This is a genomic window from Microbacterium sp. CFBP 8801 (assembly GCF_014839455.1).
GTDB lineage: Bacteria > Actinomycetota > Actinomycetes > Actinomycetales > Microbacteriaceae > Microbacterium.
This window is the reverse complement of record NZ_JACYNU010000003.1, coordinates 118810-139870: the sequence shown is the minus strand read 5'-3', so window position 1 is coordinate 139870 and position 21061 is coordinate 118810. Positions and strand designations below refer to the sequence as shown.

The 21061-nt window shown below is 68.5% G+C and carries 15 protein-coding genes; 2 read left to right on the top strand and 13 right to left on the bottom strand.

All coding sequences use genetic code 11. The annotated features are described in order from the left end of the window. Positions 1-61: 61 nt before the first annotated feature. The 10 genes from IFR11_RS05355 to IFR11_RS05310 form a co-directional block, all read right to left on the bottom strand. Positions 62-1381, bottom strand: coding sequence for a COG1470 family protein (locus IFR11_RS05355; RefSeq protein ID WP_191915477.1), 1320 nt, complete (start codon positions 1379-1381; stop codon positions 62-64). A gap of 55 nt (positions 1382-1436) precedes the next feature. Further along, positions 1437-2060, bottom strand: a complete 624-nt coding sequence (locus IFR11_RS05350) for a hypothetical protein (protein ID WP_191915476.1) — start codon at positions 2058-2060, stop codon at positions 1437-1439. 99 nt (positions 2061-2159) lie between these two features. Next, a complete protein-coding gene (locus IFR11_RS05345; protein ID WP_197978734.1) occupies positions 2160-6053 on the bottom strand; it encodes a LamG-like jellyroll fold domain-containing protein in 3894 nt (1297 codons plus the stop codon). Between the two features lie 348 nt (positions 6054-6401). Next, a complete protein-coding gene (locus IFR11_RS05340) occupies positions 6402-6674 on the bottom strand; it encodes a type II toxin-antitoxin system Phd/YefM family antitoxin (RefSeq protein ID WP_191915474.1) in 273 nt (90 codons plus the stop codon). Continuing rightward, entirely contained in the window at positions 6671-8728 is a 2058-nt protein-coding gene (locus tag IFR11_RS05335; RefSeq protein ID WP_191915473.1) for a glycoside hydrolase family 31 protein, read from the bottom strand. The genes IFR11_RS05340 and IFR11_RS05335 overlap by 4 nt, the downstream gene beginning before the upstream one ends. Next, positions 8725-10482, bottom strand: a complete 1758-nt coding sequence (locus IFR11_RS05330; protein WP_191915472.1) for an MGH1-like glycoside hydrolase domain-containing protein — start codon at positions 10480-10482, stop codon at positions 8725-8727. Before IFR11_RS05330 ends, IFR11_RS05335 begins: the two co-directional genes overlap by 4 nt. Positions 10483-10511: 29 nt before the next feature. After that, complete coding sequence (locus tag IFR11_RS05325; protein WP_191915471.1) at positions 10512-11327, bottom strand: carbohydrate ABC transporter permease; 816 nt, start codon at positions 11325-11327, stop codon at positions 10512-10514. After that, positions 11327-12301, bottom strand: a complete 975-nt coding sequence (locus tag IFR11_RS05320; RefSeq protein WP_191915470.1) for a carbohydrate ABC transporter permease — start codon at positions 12299-12301, stop codon at positions 11327-11329. Before IFR11_RS05320 ends, IFR11_RS05325 begins: the two co-directional genes overlap by 1 nt. A gap of 27 nt (positions 12302-12328) precedes the next feature. Continuing rightward, positions 12329-13576: an extracellular solute-binding protein gene (locus IFR11_RS05315; RefSeq protein WP_191915469.1), complete on the bottom strand. Its 1248-nt coding sequence runs from the start codon at positions 13574-13576 to the stop codon at positions 12329-12331. Positions 13577-13676: 100 nt separating this feature from the next. Beyond that, positions 13677-14714 (bottom strand): LacI family DNA-binding transcriptional regulator, encoded by a 1038-nt coding sequence (locus IFR11_RS05310; RefSeq protein ID WP_244630593.1) that lies wholly within the window; start codon positions 14712-14714, stop codon positions 13677-13679. A 129-nt stretch (positions 14715-14843) separates the two neighbouring features. Between IFR11_RS05310 and IFR11_RS05305 the strand changes: the two genes are divergently transcribed. Continuing rightward, positions 14844-16397, top strand: a complete 1554-nt coding sequence (locus IFR11_RS05305) for a molybdopterin-dependent oxidoreductase (protein ID WP_191915468.1) — start codon at positions 14844-14846, stop codon at positions 16395-16397. Positions 16398-16482: 85 nt separating this feature from the next. Here the strand turns inward: IFR11_RS05305 and rocD are convergent, their stop codons facing one another. The 3 genes from rocD to IFR11_RS05290 all read right to left on the bottom strand — a co-directional run bounded on the left by rocD (position 16483) and on the right by IFR11_RS05290 (position 19838). Further along, positions 16483-17700 carry an ornithine--oxo-acid transaminase gene (gene rocD, locus IFR11_RS05300; protein WP_191915467.1) on the bottom strand — a complete coding sequence of 406 codons (1218 nt, stop codon included), beginning with the start codon at positions 17698-17700 and terminating at the stop codon, positions 16483-16485. Further along, the gene (gene ddaH / locus IFR11_RS05295; RefSeq protein WP_191915466.1) at positions 17697-18593 is read right to left on the bottom strand and encodes a dimethylargininase; all 897 of its coding nucleotides are present in this window, start codon (positions 18591-18593) and stop codon (positions 17697-17699) included. The genes rocD and ddaH overlap by 4 nt, the downstream gene beginning before the upstream one ends. Before the next feature lie 270 nt (positions 18594-18863). Continuing rightward, positions 18864-19838 carry a carbohydrate kinase family protein gene (locus tag IFR11_RS05290; protein ID WP_191915465.1) on the bottom strand — a complete coding sequence of 325 codons (975 nt, stop codon included), beginning with the start codon at positions 19836-19838 and terminating at the stop codon, positions 18864-18866. 202 nt (positions 19839-20040) lie between these two features. Here IFR11_RS05290 and IFR11_RS05285 point away from each other — a divergent pair, with 202 nt between their 5' ends. Beyond that, positions 20041-21054, top strand: a complete 1014-nt coding sequence (locus tag IFR11_RS05285) for a substrate-binding domain-containing protein (RefSeq protein ID WP_197978733.1) — start codon at positions 20041-20043, stop codon at positions 21052-21054. The last annotated feature ends 7 nt before the right edge of the window (positions 21055-21061 follow it).

The following is a 21061-nucleotide window of genomic DNA, read 5'->3' as shown; positions in this document are numbered from 1 at the left end:
TCCGCGTCCATGACGGCGTTCGAGGCGGTCGCTCATGATCGGCGGGAGTCCTCCCGACGCCTCACCGTCCGGGACGCGATCGTTCCCCCAGGATCAGTCCCCCAGCGGTGACGGCCAGCCAGGGATCGGCCACGAAGCCGGTCGACGCGAGGTCGCTGCCCGGCGCGGTGTCGCCCGGAGGAGAGCCGGGCGACGTGGTGGTCGACGACGTCGTACGCGCTGGCGCGGGGGTCACCTCGACCTCGATCGTCACGCCCGCGGTGAGTTCGGATGCCGAGCTCACCGAGACGGAGCCGACGACGCACGTCCCGGCCGCTGCCGCGACACACGCGACGACCAGGCCCACTCGCCCCATCACCGCTGTCCGCCGACCCTCTTCTCGAGCATCGTCGAGCATCCGCTGCAGCGCACGACGCCGTCTTCTGCGGCCCCAGAGCAACAGCGTGGCGGCGAGAACGAGGCAGAGCCCGACGACGAGTTGGCTGAACGGCATCGTCGTGATCCTCGTGTCGGCGGAGGCGGTGGCGACGGGACCCGAGCCGTCGATGCTGCGCGGGACGACATCCGTTCGCACATCGGTCACGAAGGTGGGCCAGACATCCGCCAGCATCGCGGTGATCATCCGGGATTCCCCCGGCGCGAGTTCCGGTAGTTCCGCCAGCGCGCCGTGGGTTCCGAGCACGCCGAGAAGCCCCGAAGCATGTACCGTCGGCTGCGCGGCCAGCCGCGTGTTGCCGGAGTTGACGACGGTGGCGGTCACGGCGAGCGACCCGGGAAGGAACGGATTCCACGACGGGGTGTATGTCGCCGACTGCTCCGTCACCGTCAACGCGGGTGCGAGTTCTCCGCGCACCCGTGTCATCACGCGGAAGCCCACCCGGGACTCCACACCGACGACGCCGTCGCCCGTGCGGATGCCGGCGGCGACTCCCGCGGGATGATCACCGGGGGTGGCGTTGGCGGGAACCGACACCTCGAAGGGGATGATGACGCTCTGCCCGGCCCCCACCTCCACTTCGTCGGGGATCGCGATCCACGTGCCGGCATCCATCGACTTCTCACCGTTCGCCAGCATGTTGAAACGTCCCGTGTCGGTGAAGTATCCGTCGGCGGCGGACAGGTCGAAGGTCACGTCGCTCAGGCCGCGGTTGGTGATGAGCATGTACTCGGTGACGCTCTGCCCGGCGTCGAGAGTCAACTCGGTCCAGGCCTTCCCCGTAGCGGCGTCGGCATCCGCGGGTTCCACCGACCAGGTGACGCTGGCGGCTGACGTCGGTGTCGGCGCCGCTTGGGCTTCGTCCGGCACGACGACGGCGAAAGCGAGCAGGAGCATCGCGCTGAGAACGGCATTCTGCGAACGGGGGAGGGCGAGGAAAGGCATGGCGGTCCAATCGTCCGGCTCGGCAGTCGGGTCCACCGAGCCGGACGGGCTGAGCTCACTCGAAGAGCGACAGGGTGATGGTGGAGGAGTACTGACCGGCCGCGACGGTCGCGGGCACGCGGAGGGTGAGATCCGCCGTCGCCGTGGACGTGGCTCCGCCCTCAGGAAGGGAGGCGGCGTCACTGAGGTACAGCAGTTCCTGGTCCTTCAGTCCCCGACCCGGGTCGCTGTCCGGCTGCGACGGGAGCGCTCCGTCGACGTCGCCGCCGACGGAGATCGTGTTCTCGTCACCCGCGACCAGACGCGGGCTCCACCCCAGGTACTTCGCCTCGATGACGGCGCCGTCGGCGTTGGTGAAGTCGCTGGCCGATCCCAGGACAGACCACTGCGCGCCCTCTGCCACGTCGTCTGCACTGCGGGTGTCGGTCACCGTCACCTGGGGCAGCGTTCCGGTGAACTGGCGCGCCTCTCCGGTCGATCCTTGCTCCGTGAGAGTCGCACGCCCCGGCGCAACCGTCAGCATCAGGCTGCCTGGGCCTTCCTGTGGCGTGACCTCCACGTCGATGCCGATCTGGCTGTCGTCGATCGGATCGGCGGCGACGGCGGCGACCGCCGCACCGCCGGTCGTCATCAGCGTGGCGGCCAGGACCGCGACGCCGAGGCGAGTGGTCTTTCTCATTTCTCTTCCTTCGGGTAGGGCGTCGAAGACGATGACGTCCTCGACAGAGGGATGGGGTGGGAGGGGTGGGAGCGGGCGTTCCCGCCCCCACCCGGTATGTCAGTTCCGCGCCGCGTAGGACGCCTCGACGCTCGAGGTGACTGTCTTCCCGTCGATCGTGGCCGTGGCCGTGACCGTGACCTTACCCGCGGGGATGGACGCCTTCGTCGAGTTGATCGACACGCTGACCTTCTTGCCCGGCTGTACCGCCGTGAAGGTCTTCTTGCCGTACGCGGTGACGACATCGATCCGCACCGGCACCTCCGAACGGTTGACCGCCTCGACCGTGACGTAGGCCTTGCCGCCGATCTTCCGAGTGGATGCCGTGGCATCCACCTTGAGCGCGGGGGCCGGTGCGGCAGGCTTCATCGCGGTGAACGTGAGCTTGTCGAGGTTCGGCGCCCATTGCGAACGCAGCCCCAGCGTGGGGAACCGCTCGGAGATGAAGGTGGTCCCGTTGAAGTCGGGCGCCTCCTTCGAGGCGAACGACACGGTGTTCTCCCCCGCCTTCAGCTGAACGGGGACGGTGAGGTCCCAGAACTGGTTGGCGTTGTAGCTCTGCGGGAAGAGCACCTGCTGCACGGGTCCCCCGTTGACCGAGATGTCCGCGCGGCGGGCGACCGGGTCGGGGTTGTAGTGCGACGAGGGTGCCTGCTCCTCATTCGAGTAGCGCACCGTCATGGCGTAGGTACCCGCCTCCTGCACCGTCACCTTGTGGGTGAGGGTGTTCGTGTTGTTCTGGGCACCGCCGATGCCGACGATGGCCTTTCCTCCGCTGGCGAGCGAGAGATCCTGGACCTTGGCCTGGCCGTTGACGACGCCGGCTTCGGCCTCGACGGTCTGCGAGGCGAGCTTGCCGACCGAGGCGCCGACCGAGACGCGATCGACGGCAAGGGTGCCCGTGCCACCGACGATCTCGACCTTGTTGATACCGCCCACCAGGAAGGCAGGAACGCTCACCGTGTCGGTGACGCTGCCGAGTTCGACGCCGTTCACCTTCACCGTGCCGGTGCCGCCGCCGAGCGTCTTCACCTCGAGCGACTTCTCCGAGTCGTCCTTGTTGTAGACCCAGAACGTGGCGGACTGGTTCGCTGCGACCTTGACGTAGCCCGACCCGGAGACTCCCCCGCGGTCGTAGGCGGCCTGCGCATCGTGCAGGACCGCGTTCTCGGCCTCGTAGATCGGCGTGTAGTTCGCGTTGGGCAGCGTCACATCGATCTTGTCGATGATGGCGGCGCCCTTCGTCCCCTTCGTCCCATCCAGGCTGCGTGCCGCCAGGGTGATGGTGTTCTTGCCGGCGTTCAGGGTGACCTTCGTGTCGGTGTGATCCCAGACGACCCACTTGTATCCGAGGTTGGCGTAGATCTCCTGCTCCGCCCCGCCGTTCACACGGAGGAACATGTTGACCGGGCCCTGCTCTTCGTTGCGCGCCTCTTTGTTGTAGGCGTTGGCGAGGACGCTGAGGTCGTAGCTGCCGGCCTGCGGAACATCGACCTCGAAGTTCAGTTCCAGGGTCGAGTTCGTCTCGATGCCACCGACGTTGCGTTCACCGGAGGTGTAGAACTTGCCGACATTGGACGGTGAGCCCTCCGGGCCGTTGTTGTAGAACGGCGAACCGGTGTGCGAGGCGGCCTCGGCCTCGTAGATGCCACGCCATGACGTTGCCGACTGCGATGAAGAGGTCGTGTCCGTTCCCGGCGTCACCACGATCTCGTAGGCCGAGTCCTTTCCGAGCGCGGGGAGGTCGCCCTCCCCGAAGGCCAGTTCGATGGAGCCTCCGCGCACGGGTGCCTCGAACTCCTTCACGGTCTGCGGCTCCGCCGAGTCGCCGATCTGTCCGGTCCATCGGATGTCGCGGATCAGCACGTGAGCGCTGCCGCCGAGGTATGACGGAACATTGTCGACGTAGACCTTCTGCGCACCGGTGGAACCGCCGATGATGGCCTTCACCTGCTGCTTCGCATCATCGATCGTTGCGACACCCTGCAGCGTGTAGCTGACGTCGGGCTGCGGCGGCGTGACACGGATGGTGTCGCCGGTCATGTTGCCGTAGGAGTTCAAGAGCCACCACTGCCCGTTCGCACGGTTGGCCTGGACGGCCGAGTCGCTCAGGTTGCCGTCGATGTTCCAGTAGGCGATGTCGCCGTCGACCTTGGTGTCCTCGATGGCCGACATCCACTGGATCATCTGCGCCGGGACGGACGTGTGGTAGTTGAACGCGTACTCGTTGAGGTTGATCGGCAGGTGCACGTCCGCGCCCAGATACTGCGCCTCCCATTGGCGGTACCGTGCCACCGAGCCGCGGATCGTGGCCGGGTTGCTCAGTTCGTGCCAGGTCATGACCTGGGGCACGGTGTTCTGCTCGCGCACGTGCTTCAGGAAGCCCTGGATCTCCGAGTGCAGCGCCTCGGTGTTCGGTCCGGCGATGCGGGCATCTGGCATCAGGCCCTTGATGAGGCGGTATGCGTCGTCCCACGCCGCGAAGAACTTGGTCGGATCGTTGCGCCAGTTGACACCCCAGAACGACTGCGGCCCGTTGCCGTACATGTTGCCCTCGGGCTCGTTGTACGGCACGAACACGATGTTGTCCTGGTACTCCTTCGGCAGGGTGAGGACCTGTTCGACCTGCTCGCGGATCTTGTCGCGGTACCACGCCTCTTTCTCGGTGCCGTTCGCCCCGGGCACCTCGTACGGGAAGCCGCGGTTGACGTCGGTCATGTAGATGTAAACTTCGCCATCCGACGAATCTGCGAGCGGCTTGACCACCTCGAGAGCGTCTGCACCGGGATGCTGCGGACCGTCCTGCGCCTTCGTGGAAACGGTGCGCAGCTGAATGCCGTCGATGAGGTTGTTCGAGGGCAGCCCCGGGCCGTAGAGGCCGTACAGGGTGCCGGAGGCTCCGCCCATGAACGCACCGGTGCGATCGGCGGCGTCGATGGCGAACTCGCCGGGAGCCACGACACGCACCTCGACCGTCACCGCGGTCTGGGTGCCATCGACCACTCCGCGCACGGTGAACGACCCCCGCTGGGCGTAGGCCGACGCGGGCACGGCCTCCCATGTCACCGCGGCGAGCCGCTCCTGGCCGTCGCTGAACTTCGCACGCACACCGGGGAGGGACGGGGCGGTCCCCACGTTCGTCTTGGTGCGGGTGGCGGTCTCGAGTACTTCCGTCAGGGCGGGGGCGGCGTTGCCCGCGAGCGACCGCACCTGCGCGGAGGTGAGGACGGTGTCGTAAACCTGGAAGTCGTCGATCGAGCCCTGGAAGAACGGGTGCGCACCCGTCCAGAACGGCTGACCGATGTATCCCGAGTTCGCCGACGAGGCTCCATAAAGCGCCTGGCCGACGTTGATCCCGACATCGGTGCGGCTCACTTCGAGTCCGTCGAGGTAGTAGATGAGGTTGTTCTGGTCGATGGTCGTGGTCACCAGATGCCAGCCGTCTGTGGGGAGGGCGGTCGCCGCGCGGGCGCCGATCTCCTGCCCCGCGGACGCGGGCTTGGCGCTGGAGCGGGCCGTGCCATCGTTGAACTTGGGCGTGTAGAACGTGGCGCTGGAGGCGTCCTTGCCGAGCGTGTACAGCCACTCGAACACCTGAGAGCCCTCCCACTTGACCCACGACGAGACCGTGGTGCCCTGGAGGTCTTTGAACAGGCCTGCCGGAACGGTCAGGTACGGGGCGACACGGGAGTCGCGAGCACCGCCGCTGAGCTGCAGCGCTTTGCCGCCACCCTCGCGGTCCACGAGCTTCGCCGAGCTCGGGTTCGTGAGGGTGGCGTTCCGGCCGTCTCCGGACTTGTCCTCGATGGTGGCGGTGACCGCGTCGACCCCGTCGAAGTCGTAATCCAGGATCAGGTGATCGGCGGCCGATGGAGCCGTCGACGCGGCGGCTGCACTGTCGGGAACAGCGGGCTGGCCGATGGCGAGAACGGCGACGGCCAGTCCGGCCGTCACTGCTGCGATGGGCTTGCAGGACGCAAGCCGCGGAGATGACCTCATGAGTGGTTCTCTTCCTCGTCGTTGAGAGATACCGGCTCGCGACATCGAACCGGTTCGACCACACGATAGGCCAGGAAGCGAAACCTGGCAAGACGCAATCCGCTACAGGGGAATGCGCTGAATCCGCCGGATTCGAAGCGCCCGCGATGTTCACGTCGCCATAGCCGCCAACCGGAACCACGCGGTCAGCGGTGTGGACGACGCGCCCTCCGGGGCACCGGATCGTTCCCGATCACCCGGGGCCGTTTCGACCGGACGCGGGCCGAAACGGCATCGTCGCCGGACGGTGAATGTGGGTTCGATCTACGCGGCGTCCCCGCCCGCGTGGGGCGCCGAAACGGGCGCAACGCCACGCACCTCGACCGGAGCGTGATGACGTGCAGCGCGCGCCTCCGCGGCGATCAGCACCTCGTACTGATCCATCGTGATCACCGCAGCCACCGGTCGTCCGCGCCGCGTCAGCAGTACCGGGTGCTCCTGCACGCTGTCGACGACGGTCGACAGGCGCCCGCGCGCGGCCTCGATGGCGAGACGGTGCACGCTCGTCCCCCGTCCGGGCGCGGGCACCCGCGTCATGACGGAAGGTTCCCCAGCGCCTCGCGAACGACCTGCCAACCGCCGTCCGCACCCTCGCGCACGAACAACGGGATCCGCTCCAACGGCACGGCGACCTCGATCTCTCCGCCGCCCTCCGTCCGGGTGCCGGTCCAGAGGTCGATCCACGCCGCACCCGCCGGTAGCATCACGCGACGTGTGCGCGCGCCCGGTTCCATGACCGGCGCGACGAGCAGATCCGAGCCGAGCAGATACTGATCCTTGATCTCCCAGCTACGGGTATCGGCGGGGAACTCGTGGAAGACCCCGCGCAACGCCGGCTGTCCGTCGACGTGCGCCTCGCGCATGACCTGCCGCAGATACGGCCGCAAGGCCTCGCGCACACGGAGGTAGCGTTCCAGGATCGGCGTCGCGGCATCCCCGAAGCTCCACACCTCGTTGGGGCCGCCCGAGGGCGATCGTCGCGAGCCGTCGACGGCGAACACCGGTGTCGTCGGCAGCCTGTCACCGTGCAGGCGCATGACCGGGCAGAAGGTGCCGAACTGGAACCATCGCACCAGCAGTTCACGAAACCCCTCGTCGTCGGGATCCCCGTGATGGAACCCGCCGATGTCGGTCGTGAACCACGGAATGCCGGCGACTCCCATGTGTATGCCCGCGGTCACCTGCGCTCGCAGTGCGTCGAAGGTCGAGGCGATGTCTCCCGACCACACCAGGGCGCCGTACCGCTGGCTCCCCGCCCAGGCCGTTCGCAGGAGGTTCACGACCTCCGTTTCACCGTCGCCCCACTGCCCCTCGGCGAAGGCGCGGGCGAAGTGCTGCGGGTACACGTTTCCGACCTGCGGCACCGACCCGGCGTGATAGCGATAGTTGTCGTAGTCGTACAGGCCGAACTCCGGTTCGGCCTCGTCGAGCCAGAAGGTGCGGATGCCGTATCGGCCGTAGTTCTCGCGGCATCGCTGCCACACGAACTCCCGCGCGCGGGGATTCGTGGCGTCGAGGAAGGCGCTCGGCCCCTCGAACGACATGTGGACGTCGAGACCCCGTTCGGCCCGGACGAGGAGGTTCTCCTTCTTCATCTGCGCGTAGTTCTCGGACTCCAGCGACACCTGCGGCCAGACCGAGACCATCAGTTCCACGCCGAGCTCGTCGAGTTCGCGGACCATCGCGGCCGGATCGGGCCAGAACTCTTCTTCGAAGCGGAAGTCGCCCATCTTCGGCCAGTGGAAGAAGTCGGCCACGATCACATCGAGGGGCAGTCCTCGACGCTTGTGCTCGCGCGCGACCTCCAGCAGTTCCTCCTGGGACGAGTACCGCAGTTTGCACTGCCAGAACCCCAGGCCGCGCTCGGGCATCAGGGGCGCGTGTCCGGTGGCATCGGCATAGGCCCGGGCGATGTCGCGCGGGGTCTCGCCCGCCGTCACCCAGTAGTCCAACTGCTGGGTCGCCTCGGCGAACCACTGCGTGGTGTTCGCCGCGAACGTCGCGCGGCCGATGGCGGGGTTGTGCCAGAAGAAGCCGTAGCCGCGACTCGACACCACGAACGGAACGCTCGACTGCGAATTGCGGTGGGCGAGCTCGAACGAGCAGCCCTTCAGGTCGAGCACGTCCTGCTGATACTGGCCCATGCCGAACAGGTGCTCGTCGGCCGCGCTCTCGAACGAGGCGGTGAGCCGCACATCGCCCCCGGGAATGGGCCGGTGCTCGCGCGCCACCAGTGCCAGCGATCCCCCGGCATCCCGTTCTTGGAAGAGCAGGCGCCCGTCGCTGTCGAAGAACGCGAGGTGACAGAAGTTGCGGTCGTACCCGGTCTGCAACTGGATGCCGGTGCGCGAGGTCGCGACCACGTGCAGGCGCCCGTTCGTCAGGGTGGCCGTGGCGCCGTCGACCTCGATCTCCGCGTCGCCCACGGGGGCCGGCAGCAGCGCCCAGTCGTGGTCGATCACGTCGTGCATGAGCCGCGCCCGGACCCGGACGCTGTCGCGGCCCCAGGCTTCGACGACCAGGGTCTCGCCGTCGCCGCGCCATGTCAGCCGCTCACCATCGACGTGGAAGTGTGTGAAGTCACCGCTCATGCCCGAACACCCTCATTGCTCGCCGCGCCCGCGGGCGACGTGAACGCCGCGCGACGCACGTGATCGTCGGCGAAGACGAGGTACACGCTGGCCGTCCAGGTGTAGGCCCGGTCTCGGAGCCCCTCCCCCGTGATCGCGTCGAAGTTCTCCGCAAAGCCCGATTCCTCGCACAGGGCTCGGAAGCGTTCATTCACGGCGTCGGCGAGGGCGACGTGCCCGCCGCGTCGCAGGCCCTCCTCGATGATCATCGTCGAGGGGGCCCAGATGGGTCCGCGCCAGTACCCATCGCTTTCGTACTCGGGCGTGCCGATGAGCTGCGTCGCGGGCCCCCACGGAGTCAGATGACGCTCGATCTGCGCTGCGAGCTGCGCACCGACGTTCTCGGGGAGACGGTCGGATGCCAGGATCGGCAGCAGGGTGAGCAGGCTCGTGCGCTTGCTCTCCCGGCGACTGAAGCTCCCCACGGCGAAGAAACCGTCAGCATCGCGCAACTCGCGCAGCATCGCTTCTTCGAGGCCGTCGCGCTCGACTCGCCACTCGCCACCCCCGTGACCCAGCTCATCGGCCAGGTCCGCGACCACGCCCAGCTGGATGACCAGGAAGGCCGCCAGGTCGGGGGCCTCGATGACCCGATCGTGATCGAAGGCGGTCGAATTGTCCCAGCCGCTGTCGTTGCCGTGCTCGTAGTAGGGCACGACGCGGCCCGGCGCCCGGCGGTGGTCCAACCAGAAACGCGACCAGCGGGCGAGGTGGTGGTAGACGGCCTCCAGCTCGTCGCGGCGCAACGGCCGGCCGAGTCGTTCGCGCAGACGCGAGAAGGCCCACCCGTGGATGGGCGGCTTGACGAAGTTGTAGAGCACCTCGGAGTGGGTCACCGAGTCGGGCATCGCCCCCGCGGCATCCTGATGATCGAACGGAGCCAAGAACTGATCCAGGGCGAGATCGGGCAACCCGGGGGCCAGGGCCAACGCGTTGAAGCAGTGGTCCCAGCTCCAGACCTTGTCCATCCAGTGCTTGGACATGAGGACGGACTCGCGCGTGAGGAACCCCGCGGGCGCGACCGTCGCCGACCACAGGGTGTATGCGGCGAGGGCGGCCGGCCCCGTCTGCTCGGTGCGCCAGCCCGCGACGGCATCGAGGTAGGCGGTGAACTCCGCCGCTACACGACGTCGGATGTCGTCGAAGGGTTCGACCGTTGCGTACGGAAGCGCCGCGGCCTCGATCTGCTCGATCGCGACCTCCCAGCCGCCGTCGCCGCCGACGGTGAGCGAGCGCGCGTCGTCGCCCAGCGCCTCGGCCCCCTCGGCCGTGGCGGTTCCCGCGAGCACCGTCACGCGGTACCGGCGGCCCGTCTCGTACGACGTGAACACGAAGGCACCGTCGACGGGAGACCGGAAGAAGTACGAACCCGTGAAGGGGGTGAGCACTTCCGCGGCATCCGCGATGGTGAACTCCCCCGCGTCTCCCGCCAGTCGCACCACCTCGCCCGACTCGAAGACCGCACGCGCCACCGGCACCCCGTCCACCAGCCACGAAAGGGTCGCCGCATCCGCCTGAACCTCGGACGGAAGGACCTCGCCGCGAAGGGAGGGCCCGAGCCGCAGAACGGCGTGCATTCCCGTCACATGGGACACGAGGTGGATGTGTTCGGAATGCGCGTGCAGCCCCACGACCGGCGAGAGGTTCAGCCATGAACCGCGATGGCTGAACGGGATCTCGCGCACGTCGAAAGAGGGCAGAGAAAAGTCGGTCACGAGAGCCTTTCCGGGCAGGGGGAGAGAGGTCAGTCCTTGACGGCACCGGCGGTGACGCCGGCGGCGACATATCGCTGAGCGAGGACGAGCAGGACAGCGGCGGGGATGGACGCCACCACGGCGGTGGCCATGATGGCGTTCCACTCCTGGTTGTTGTTGCCGATGTAGCGGTAGATGCCGATCGTGATGGGCTGCACCTTTCCGCCGCTGTTCAGGGTCGACGCGAAGATGAAGTCCGACCACGACCACAGGAACGCGAAGAGCGCGACCGTCACCATGGAGTTGCGGCTGACCGGCAGGACGATCGAGCGGAACGTCCGCCAGGTGCCCGCCCCGTCGATGCGCGCGGCCGCGAGCAACTCGTCGGGGATCCCCCGCATGAACGCGGTGAAGATCAGCACGCCGAAGGGCACCGCCAGAGTGGAGTCGGCCAGGATCAGACCGGGGATCGTGTTCAGGATGCCGAGGTTGAGGTAGATGGCGTAGAACCCCATCGCCATGATGATCCCCGGGATCATCTGCGCGATCAGGAGCGCGAAGCTCAGCGCGCTCCCGCCCCGCGGGTTCAGCTTCGCCAGGGCGAAGGCGGCGGGTGCCGACAGGGCCAGGGTGAGGATCACCGTGCCGAACCCAATGACGAAGCTGGTGCCGAGGAACGGCAGCTGGTCCGACAGCACCTTCTCGTATCCCTCGAACGTGGGGGTGAGGGGGAACAGATCGGGCGGCGACTTGCGCATGTCACTCTGCGGGGTGAGTGAGACGTTGACCATCCAGTAGACGGGGAACAGCATGACGGCCGTCAGCACCACCCCGACCAGTGTGATCCACCAGGGACGACGTTTCATCAGACTTCCAGACGGCGCTGAGCGCGGATGTAGATGAGCCCGAAGACGAGCGCAATGACGATGAGAAGGTTGCCGACCGCCGCTGCCGGGCTCAGATCGGGCAGCGCCGAGCCGAAGCCCAGCCGGTAGGACCAGATGGCGAACGTCGTCGATGTCGAGCCCGGACCGCCGCGGGTCATGATCCAGATGATGTCGAAGACCTTCAGGGTGTACACCAGGCCGAGCAGGATCGTGATCGCCGAGACCGGACGCAGAAGCGGGAAGGTGATGCGCCAGAACTTCTGCCACGCGTTCGCTCCGTCGATCGACGCCGCTTCATAGATGTCGGTCGAGATGTTCTGGAGGCCGCTGTACAGGATGACGAGGTTGAACGGGACACCGATCCAGATATTCGCGATGAGCACCGAGACCAGCGACCATTGCGGCGACGTGAGCCAGTTGACCTGACCGAGACCGATCGAGGTCAGGAAGAAGTTGACCACCCCCGACTCGGAGTTCAGCATCCACGACCACGCCGAGGCCGATACGAGCAGCGGCAGCAGCCAGGGCACGAGGAAGAGGGCGCGCAGCGTCGCCGACAGCGGGAACCGCTGGAAGAAGAACACCGCCAGCGCCATACCGATGGAGTACTGGAAGACGATCGACACGAGGGTGAAGGTCGCCGTGTTCATCAACGCCGGCCAGAAGGTCGCGTCCTGGAACACGGCGACGTAATTGTCGAACCATACGAACGGGGCGTTTCCGTCGATGAAGGATCGCACCGTGTAGTCACGCAAACTCAGATCGAGGTTGCGGTACAGCGGGTAGGCGTAGAAGACGGCCAGATACACAACGACCGGGGCGATGAACGCCCAGGCCGCCCATTGGCCCCGCCGCCGGGGACGGCGGGCGGGGCCCGGGAGGGCGGCGGGTGACGCCGCCCTCCCTCGACCACCGCGAGCCGCTGACTCAGGAGCAGACTGTGCCAGGGTCATGTCGGTACTCGATTCTTCGTGGCTGGATCAGCTGTTGGCGCTCTGCTGAGCGGCGGTGAGGGCGTCCTTCGCCGACTGCGTTCCGGTGAGGGCGTTCTGCACCGCGGTCCACAACTGCTCGGAGATCACCGGGTACTTCGTGCCGAGGTTGTCACCGGTACGCGCCTGAGCGGCATTGACGGCTTCGACCCACGGCTCGAGCGTGGGATCCTCGGCCAGCTGAGCCTCCTGCGCGGCGGGCGTGGCCGCGATGTAGTTCAGCGAGTTGTCGGTGGCGACGACGTTGTCAGTGGCGGTGAGGCAGGACACGATCTCCGCCGACTTCTCGTAGCGCGCGGTGTCGCTCTGCACGGGCAGCGTGAGGAACTCGCCACCGGTGGGAGCCGCTGCGGCCCCGCCGTTTTTCCCAGGGATCGGAATGACGTCGTACCCCGCCTCCGCGGCCGCGGCCTTCTGCCACGTGCCGTTCTCGGCGAAGGCGTACTCGCCGGTGAGGAACTCTTCCCAGCTCGTGGTCTGAGTGTTGTTGATCACCGAGTTGGGCGCGAGCCCCTTGTCGACCCAGCCGGTCCACAGCTCGACGGCCGAAACGGCGTCGGCCGAGTCGAGCTCGGTGAGCTCGGCCCCGGAGCCCCAGTACCACGGAAGGAATTGGAAGCTACCTTCCTCGGTGCCAATGCCCGAGAAAGTGATCCCCTTCTTGCCTGCCGCGACGACCTTCTCGAGCGCTGCGTTCAGACTCGCCCAGTCCTTGACCGACGAGATCTCTACCCCGGCGGCGCTCAGAACGGTGGGGTTGTAGTACAGCGCCAGAGTGTTGGCACCGATCGGCACGCCGTAGGTCTGACCATCGACGACCGAAGCACCGAGGATGTTCTCGGCGATGTCCCCCGCATCGAGTCCGTTGTCTGCAGTCGAGGTCAGCAGGCCGGCCTCGACCAGCGTGGAGACGGCGGGATTGTCGATGAGCAGGATGTCGGGCGAGTCGCCCTGCTGACCCGACAGCAGCGCACGGCTGGTCAGGTCGCTGGTGTCGAATCCGGTGCGCTCGACGGTGACCCCGGCGTCTGCCGCGCATGCGTCGATGACCTTCGCCCAGTCGGAGGTCTCGTCGTACTGGGGGTACGGGTCCCAGAAGGTGAAGGCTTCGGCGGATCCGTCGGTATTGCCGGCGTCGTTCGTGCCACCTCCGGCACAACCGGCGAGAACGCCGACGGCGACCGCGCCGATGGCGATAGCGCCCAGAGCTCGGTTACGGGTGATTTTCGTGCTCACTGCGATTCCTTTCTGAATGTGACTGCGTTGTCGTACATGCAGGTAGCGCGTTGAACCGGTTCGATAGATGACGACGAAGACGGCCGCGCGTAACGCCCTTTCAGGCGGTGCTCCCCCTGTCGGTGAGCTCCGGCGCGATGAACCGAACGACGGGCGGGCCGCCGTTCGGGTCAGCGATACGCCGAACCAAGTGCTGGACTGCTGCGCGGCCCAGCGTGTCTGGGGATGTCTCGACCGCCGTGTAAGGCAGGAGGAAAGTGCGTCCGAAGTCCCGCGAGTAGAGGCTCACGACCGAGAGATCGCGGGGCACGACGGTCCCTCGCTCACGCAAAACGGACGGAAGCGCCGCGATCGACGCATCGTTGTGCACGATGAGGGCGCTTGCCCGAGGCTGAGAGTCGAGGATCGTGTTGAGACTGCGCTCGATGGCGGGCTGCTGCGACTCGCCGTAGTGCGCCGACAGAACGATCCCGTGGCGACCCGCGCGCTCGAGGGCCGCGTCGCGAAAGCGCCACGCGTAGGCTCCTCCCCGCTCGAACACGTGTCGCGGTGGCGAGATGAGGACGACCTCTCGATGCCCGAGGCCGTGAAGGTGATCGACGAGAAGGCGTGCAGCCTCACCGAAATCGAGGTCGAAGACGTCCAGCGCCTCCGTGTCCTTCGGCAGGCCCACCAGCGCGCCCGGCTGTCGCGCCTCTCGCAGAGGAGGCAGCCGCGGGTCGTCGTGCAACACGTCGAGCAAGACGACGCCATCGACCATGTTCGAGGAAGTGATCCGACGAATCGTATCGGGGCCGTGATCGTCGGTCACCATGAGGATGTCGTAGCCCAGTTCGCGCGCCGCAGTGGTGATCGCGAGGATGTACTGCAACATCGCCGGAGGGAATTCGTCTTCGTGGAACTGGAGGAGCAAGCCGATCACCATGGTCTGCGCCGTGGCGAGGGCACGGGCACCGGCATTCACCGTGAAGCCGAGCTGGTCGATGGCCGCATCGATACGATCTCGTGTCTCGCGGGAGATCGGACGGTTGCCGGAGAGGGCATAGGAGACCGTGCTTCGGGATACTCCCGCTGCTTTTGCCACGTCGGCGATGTTTACCATCGATGCATCCCCCTCCCCGTCGAACTGGTTCGACATGACACTAGCGACGTGGAGCCGAAAGCGCAACACTCGCTCGCGCACCTCTGTCGTTCCCCCGGATGGCGGTTGGCTGTGAGTTCCGCCGGCGGCGGCGCCCCTTGGCCGAGCGCTCTCTAGGCTCCGAACGTGGCCCCTGTGTCTTCTCGTCTCCGCGATCTTCCGGCCGTCGTCGCGGGGATCGCCGCGACCGTGCTCGGGGCCGGCCTCGGTGAACTCGCCGCCGCCCTCGTGGCGCCCTCGGCGAGCCCCTTCGCGGTCATCGGGGGCGCGATGATCGACCTCGCCCCGGCGTGGGCGAAAGACCTGGCCATCGACCTCTTCGGCACCGGCGACAAGGCCGCGCTGCTCGTCGGCATCGCCGTCCTGCTGCTGGTGGTCGCCGGGGTGGCCGGGGCGATCGAGAACCGCCGGCCCCCGTGGGGCCGCGTGGTGCTCGCGGGCCTCGGCGTCCTCGGCGCCGTGGTGTCGACGACCCGCGCCGATGCGGGGCTGCTGTCACCGGTGCCGTCGCTCATCGCGGGGGCGGGAGCCGCGATCGCGGGGGCTCTGCTGATCGGCCGCCCGCGGCGTGGGCCCCGGCGCCCCGTCGCCGAGGGCGCGCCCGCCGACGAGGGCATCACCCGCCGCGGAGTGCTCGCCCTCTCGGGCGTCGCGGTCATGGCGGGCGCCCTCGCCGCCTTCGGGTCGGTGGCGCTCAGCGGCGGGGCCCGCGCGATCAGCGCCGTGCGCGCCGCCCTGCGTCTGCCGACCCCCGCCACCATCGCGACGGTTCCGGATGCCGCGGAGCTCAGCATCGACGGACTCTCCCCCGTGATCACGCCCTCGGCGGATTTCTATCGCATCGACACCGCCCTCGTCGTGCCGCAGGTCGACCCTGCGACCTGGACGCTGCGCGTGCACGGGCTCGTCGAGCAGGAGGTCGTGCTGCGCTGGGAGGACCTCGTCGCCCTGTCCCAGAAGGAGACGGTGGCGACCCTCGTCTGCGTGTCCAACGAGGTCGGCGGCTCGCTTATCGGCACCGCGCGGTGGCTCGGCGTTCCGATCCGCGACGTCCTCGCCCGTGCGAAGCCGACCGCCGAGGCCGATATGGTGCTCTCGCGCTCCGTCGACGGGTTCACGGCATCCAGTCCCCTGGAGGCGCTCACCGACAGGCGCGACGCCCTCCTCGCCATCGGAATGAACGGCGAACCGCTGCCAATCGAGCACGGCTTCCCGGTCCGTCTGGTCGTGCCGGGGCTCTACGGCTACGTCTCGGCGACGAAGTGGGTGAGCGAGCTCGAAGTCACGCGCTTCGACCGCGCCGAGGGGTACTGGACGCCGCGCGGATGGTCGGAGCGCGGGCCGGTGAAGCTGCAGTCGCGCATCGACGTCCCGCGCGCGGGGGCGCGCGTGGAAGCCGGCTCGACCGTGATCGCCGGGGTGGCCTGGCACAACCACGTCGGCGTCGCCGGTGTCGAGGTGCAGATCGACGACGGTCCGTGGCAGGCGGCGACGCTGGCGACCGCGATCTCCGCCGACACCTGGGTGCAGTGGAGCCTGCCGTGGGAGGCGACCAGCGGCCTGCACGCCGCACGCTGCCGCGCGATCTCAGCCGACGGCAGCACGCAGACGTCCGACTCCGCCCCGCCCGCCCCCGACGGCGCGACGGGCTGGGACGAGGCGACGATCTCGGTCGCGTGACCCTCACGCGCGAGGTGCCGGAAGTTGTCGCCTGAGCAGGCTCCGAAGCGACGATTCGTGGCACCTCGCGGGATGGCGAGGGCGGTCAGGCCGTGAGCACGTGCCGCACCTGCTCGACCGCCCAGTCGAGCTCGGTCGCGCGGATCGTCAGCGGCGGAGCGATGCGGATGGTCTGCCCGTGCGTGTCTTTGACGAGCACGCCGCGGGCGAGGAGCTTCTCGGCGATCTCGCGGCCGGTTCCGGCCGCCGGATCGATGTCGACGCCCGCCCAGAGCCCGGCGATGCGCACCGCCGTCACGCCGCGACCGACGAGCGTCTGCAGCGCGGTCTCGAGGTGCGCACCGAGCGCCGCGGCCCGGGTCTGGAATTCTCCGGAGGCCAGCATCTCGACGACCCGCAGGCCCACGGCGGCCGCCAGCGGGTTCCCTCCGAACGTCGAGCCGTGCTCCCCCGCCCGGATGACGCCGAGCACGTCCTCGTTCGCGACGACCGCCGACAGGGGCAGGATGCCGCCGCCGAGCGCCTTGCCGAGCAGGTAGACGTCGGGTACGACGCCCTCGCGGTCGCACGCGAAGGTCGTCCCCACCCGGCCGAGACCCGACTGGATCTCGTCGGCGATGAAGAGCACATCGTTCGCGGTGCAGATCTCGCGCACCCGTCGCAGGAACCCCTCGGGCGGGAGGACGACGCCGGCCTCGCCCTGGATGGGCTCGAGGAGCACCGCGGCCGTGTTCTCGTCGATCGCCGCCGCGATGGCCTCGGCGTCGCCGTACGGCACGTGCACGAAGCCCGGCGCGTAGGGGCCGAAGTCGTCGTGCGCCGTGGGGTCGTCGCTGAAGCCGACGATCGTGGTCGTGCGGCCGTGGAAGTTGCCGTTCGCGACGATGATCGTCGCGGCATCCGCAGCGATGCCCTTGGTGCGGTAGCCCCAGGCGCGCGCGACCTTGATGCCGGTCTCGACGGCCTCGGCCCCGGTGTTCATCGGCAGCACGAGGTCTTTGCCGCAGAGCTGCGCGAGCGCCGTGGCGAAGGGACCCAGACGGTCGTTGTGGTACGCGCGGCTGGTCAGGGTGAGGCGTTCGAGCTGCTCGCGCGCCGCCGCGAGGATCGCGGGGTGACTGTGGCCGAAGTTGAGAGCCGAGTAGGCCGAGAGCAGGTCGAGGTAGCGCTTGCCCTCGACGTCGGTGACCCACACGCCCTCGGCGCGCGAGACGACGACGGGGAGCGGGTGGTAGTTGTGCGCGAGGTGCGCGCCCTCTTCGGCGATCAGGTGCGCGCCGAGGTCGTCGACGGCGGTGCTCATCGGGATCCGCCTCGCAGCTCCAGCGTGCAGCACTTGATGCCGCCACCACCGAGCAGCAGCTCGGAGAGGTCGACCTTCACGGGCGTGTAGCCGCGCTCGCGCAGCTGGGCCTCGAAGCCCACGGCGCGGGGCGAGATGATGACGTTCTTGCCGTCGCTGGCCGAGTTGAGGCCGAACACCGAGCCGTCGGCATCCGAGACCCGGATCGCGTCGGGGTAGCGCTCGCGCAGGGTCGCCTGGCTCTTCTCGTCGAAGGCGTTCGGCAGGTAGGCGATGTTGGCCTTCTCGGCGCCCCCCGGTCCTTCCACGGGGTCGAGCACCGCGATCGCGGTGTCGAGGTGGTAGAACCGCGGGTCGGTGAGCGTCAGCGACACGACCTCGCGTGAGAACACCTCGCCCACCTCGCGGTGGCTGTCACCGGTCGAGCGGAAGCCCGTCCCGGCGAGGATGGTGTCGCCCACGAGCAGGAAGTCGCCCTCGCCCTCGTTGACCTCGACGGGCTCGGCGACCTCGAAGCCGGACGCTGCGAACCAGTCGATGAAGGCGGGCGCCTCGGCGGCGCGCTCGCGGAAGCGGAACTTGGGGCCGTAGGCGACGCCGTCGATGACGAAGCCGCCGTTGGCGGTGTAGACCATGTCGGGCAGTCCCTCGACGGGGTCGATCAGCTCGATCTCGTGCCCGAGCGACACGTAGGTGTCGTACAGCGCCTGCCACTGCGTCAGGGCCAGGTTGGTGTCGGTGGGCCGCGAGGGCTCCATCCACGGGTTGATGCTGTAGCTCACCGTGAAGTGCTCGGGCCGGCACATCAGATAGCGACGGCGCTGCTGCACGCGCTCGGTTCCGGCCGCGGAGGCGGCGGTCGAGTCGGTGGCGGCGGTGGGGGTAGCGGACATCTCTGCTCCTCGGAGAAAAGGTGCGGCGGACGCTGTCCTGGGGCCTGGTGGCCCTTCAACTCGACGACGCCGGGGCGCCGTGCGGGGAAAGGTCGATCCGAGCACGCCGCGGCCATTCTCGCACGCGGGCGCGGAAGGGCGCGAGCGGCGCTGCGCGGGGGCGTGGCCACACGCTCCGCGATGTGCAGAACCTCCGCGGCATCCGACGCCGGACGACGGAGGTTGCGCGCATCGCGGAGGATGCGCCCCCGCGAACAACCCGGATGCCGCCTACACGGCGCCGCGTACGCCCTCGGCCCGCAGCCGCGCGACGTCGGCCGCACCGTGCAGGCCCGCGTCGGACCCGAGGCCCGTCGCCACCAGGCTGCCGCACGCCAGCCCTCGCTCGGCGGCCTCGACGATGTCGGTGCCGTCGACCAGCCCCCAGATGAACCCCGCGCTGAACGCGTCGCCGCAGCCCGTCGTGTCGACCACGTCGACCGCGTATGCCGCGAGACGCATATCGCGCCGCTCGCGCGTGCTGATGCTGACCCCCGCGGCGCCGCGCGTGATCACGACGGTGGTGACACCGGCATCCAGGTAGAACGCGATCGCCTCGTCGAGCGTCGCCGCTCCCGCGAACGACAGCGCGTCCTCTTCGCTGGGGAAGAGGTAGTCGACCAACGGCAGACACGGCAGCACGGCGTCACGATCGGCGGGAGCGCCGGTGGGGATGAAGTCCATCGTCGTCACGACACCGGCCGCACGCGCACGGCGGAGCAGCTCGACGCTCGGCGCCCCATCGATGCCGGGCAGCAGGCACGTACCGCCCAGGTGCAGCACGGCGACATCGTCGAGGTCGACGGCGGCCAGGTCGTCGGCGCGTATCGCGGCGTTCGACCCGATGACGTGCAGCGCCGGTCGGCTGCCGTCGCGGCGGATCGGCAGCATCGTCGCCGAGGTGGGGTGCGCGGACCGCACCGCCAGGGCGTCGACGTCGACACCCTCGGCCGCCATCGTCGAACGCAGGAACACGCCCAGCGCGTCGTCGCCGACCGCCCCCACCGTGGCCACGGGCACGCCCAGGCGCGCGAGGTCGACGGCGGTCGCGGCGGCGGTGCCCGCCACGGTGAGGCGGATCTCGTCGAGCAGGGCGAGTCCCTGACCGGCAGGGATGGCGTCGACGTAGCGACCGAGCACGTCGGCGACGTGGAGGCCCACGGTCAGGACGCGACGGCCGCCGAGCGCACGGGTGGACTGCGACATGGGTCTCCTCGGTGTCGGGAACGGCCGAAGCCTACTGACGCGGTCACCGGTGACGACTTCATTTCACCGTGTGACGCCCGAGTCGAACGTTGTCTCGCCCCTCCCTACGCTTCGAGAGTCCGCTCCCCGGCGGCACCCCACACAGCATCAGCGGCGACGCGCACCCCGACGCGAGCGCCCTCCGGCCCACAGGAGCCCCACCGTGAGAAAGTCCTTCCTCGCCCTTCCGGCGCTCGTCGTCGCGGCGGGCATCGCCCTCAGCGGCTGTTCGACCGTCTCGTCCGACGGCGCGGCCCCCGACGGCGAGGGCGTCGACGCCAGCCAGCCGCTCGCGGGCAAGACCATCGGCATCGCGGTCGTCGGAACGCAGCACTTCTGGGACCGCGAGGCCTTCCAGGGCGCGGTCGACGAGGTCACCAAGCTCGGCGGCACGCCGCTGACCACCGACGGCAACCGCGACAACACCCTGCACGCGCAGAACCACGACATCTTCCTCGCGCAGAACGTCGACGCGGTCATCACGATCCTCGGTGACGCCTCGGTCGACCCGAAGCTGCAGCAGCTGCACGACGCCGGCATCCCCGTCTTCGGGGTGGACCACGCCTCGGAGTACGCCGTCAACAACGCGCAGTCCGACAACCAGGTCGGCGGCGAGGCCCTCGGCAAGATCACCGGCGACGCCCTCGGCGGTCAGGGCAACGTCGCCGTGTTCAACGCGTTCGGCCAGAGCCTGTCGTTCTGCGGCGAGCGCTACGACGCGTGGAAGAACGAGCTCTCGACGGACTACCCCGGCGTCAAGCTCATCGAGCCCGAGCTCGCCGAGCAGTTCGCCAACGCGCCCGACGACGCGCGTCAGCAGACGCTCGCGCTGCTCGAGAAGTACCCGGTCGGAACGATCCAGGGCATCCACGTGGCGTGCTGGGACCAGCCCGCCATCGGCGTGGTGCAGGCCATCGAGGACTCCGGCCGCACCGACGTGAAGGTCACGGCCTTCGACGCCGGCCCCGACACCCTCGAGATCATGAGCGAGCCGAACAGCCCGTTCGTCGGCAACATCGCACAGCTTCCGCGCAAGATCGCCACGATCTCGGCCGACAACGTCGGCAAGTACTTCCTGGGCGAGACGGTCGACAAGGTCAGCTACGTCGACACGATCCCCGTCGCCGGTCCCGACGAGGCGAAGAAGGTCTCGAAGGAGCTGGGCTACACCCAGTGATCGAAAG

What these genes read in the sequence shown, in the direction of transcription:
- IFR11_RS05355 (WP_191915477.1), bottom strand. Translation starts at nt 1,381, where the DNA reads ATGCCTTTCCTCGCCCTCCCCCGTTCGCAGAATGCCGTTCTCAGCGCG.
- IFR11_RS05350 (WP_191915476.1), bottom strand. Translation starts at nt 2,060, where the DNA reads ATGAGAAAGACCACTCGCCTCGGCGTCGCGGTCCTGGCCGCCACGCTG.
- IFR11_RS05340 (WP_191915474.1), bottom strand. Translation starts at nt 6,674, where the DNA reads ATGACGCGGGTGCCCGCGCCCGGACGGGGGACGAGCGTGCACCGTCTC.
- IFR11_RS05335 (WP_191915473.1), bottom strand. Translation starts at nt 8,728, where the DNA reads ATGAGCGGTGACTTCACACACTTCCACGTCGATGGTGAGCGGCTGACA.
- IFR11_RS05325 (WP_191915471.1), bottom strand. Translation starts at nt 11,327, where the DNA reads ATGAAACGTCGTCCCTGGTGGATCACACTGGTCGGGGTGGTGCTGACG.
- IFR11_RS05320 (WP_191915470.1), bottom strand. Translation starts at nt 12,301, where the DNA reads ATGACCCTGGCACAGTCTGCTCCTGAGTCAGCGGCTCGCGGTGGTCGA.
- IFR11_RS05310 (WP_244630593.1), bottom strand. Translation starts at nt 14,714, where the DNA reads ATGTCGAACCAGTTCGACGGGGAGGGGGATGCATCGATGGTAAACATC.
- rocD (WP_191915467.1), bottom strand. Translation starts at nt 17,700, where the DNA reads ATGAGCACCGCCGTCGACGACCTCGGCGCGCACCTGATCGCCGAAGAG.
- ddaH (WP_191915466.1), bottom strand. Translation starts at nt 18,593, where the DNA reads ATGTCCGCTACCCCCACCGCCGCCACCGACTCGACCGCCGCCTCCGCG.
- IFR11_RS05290 (WP_191915465.1), bottom strand. Translation starts at nt 19,838, where the DNA reads ATGTCGCAGTCCACCCGTGCGCTCGGCGGCCGTCGCGTCCTGACCGTG.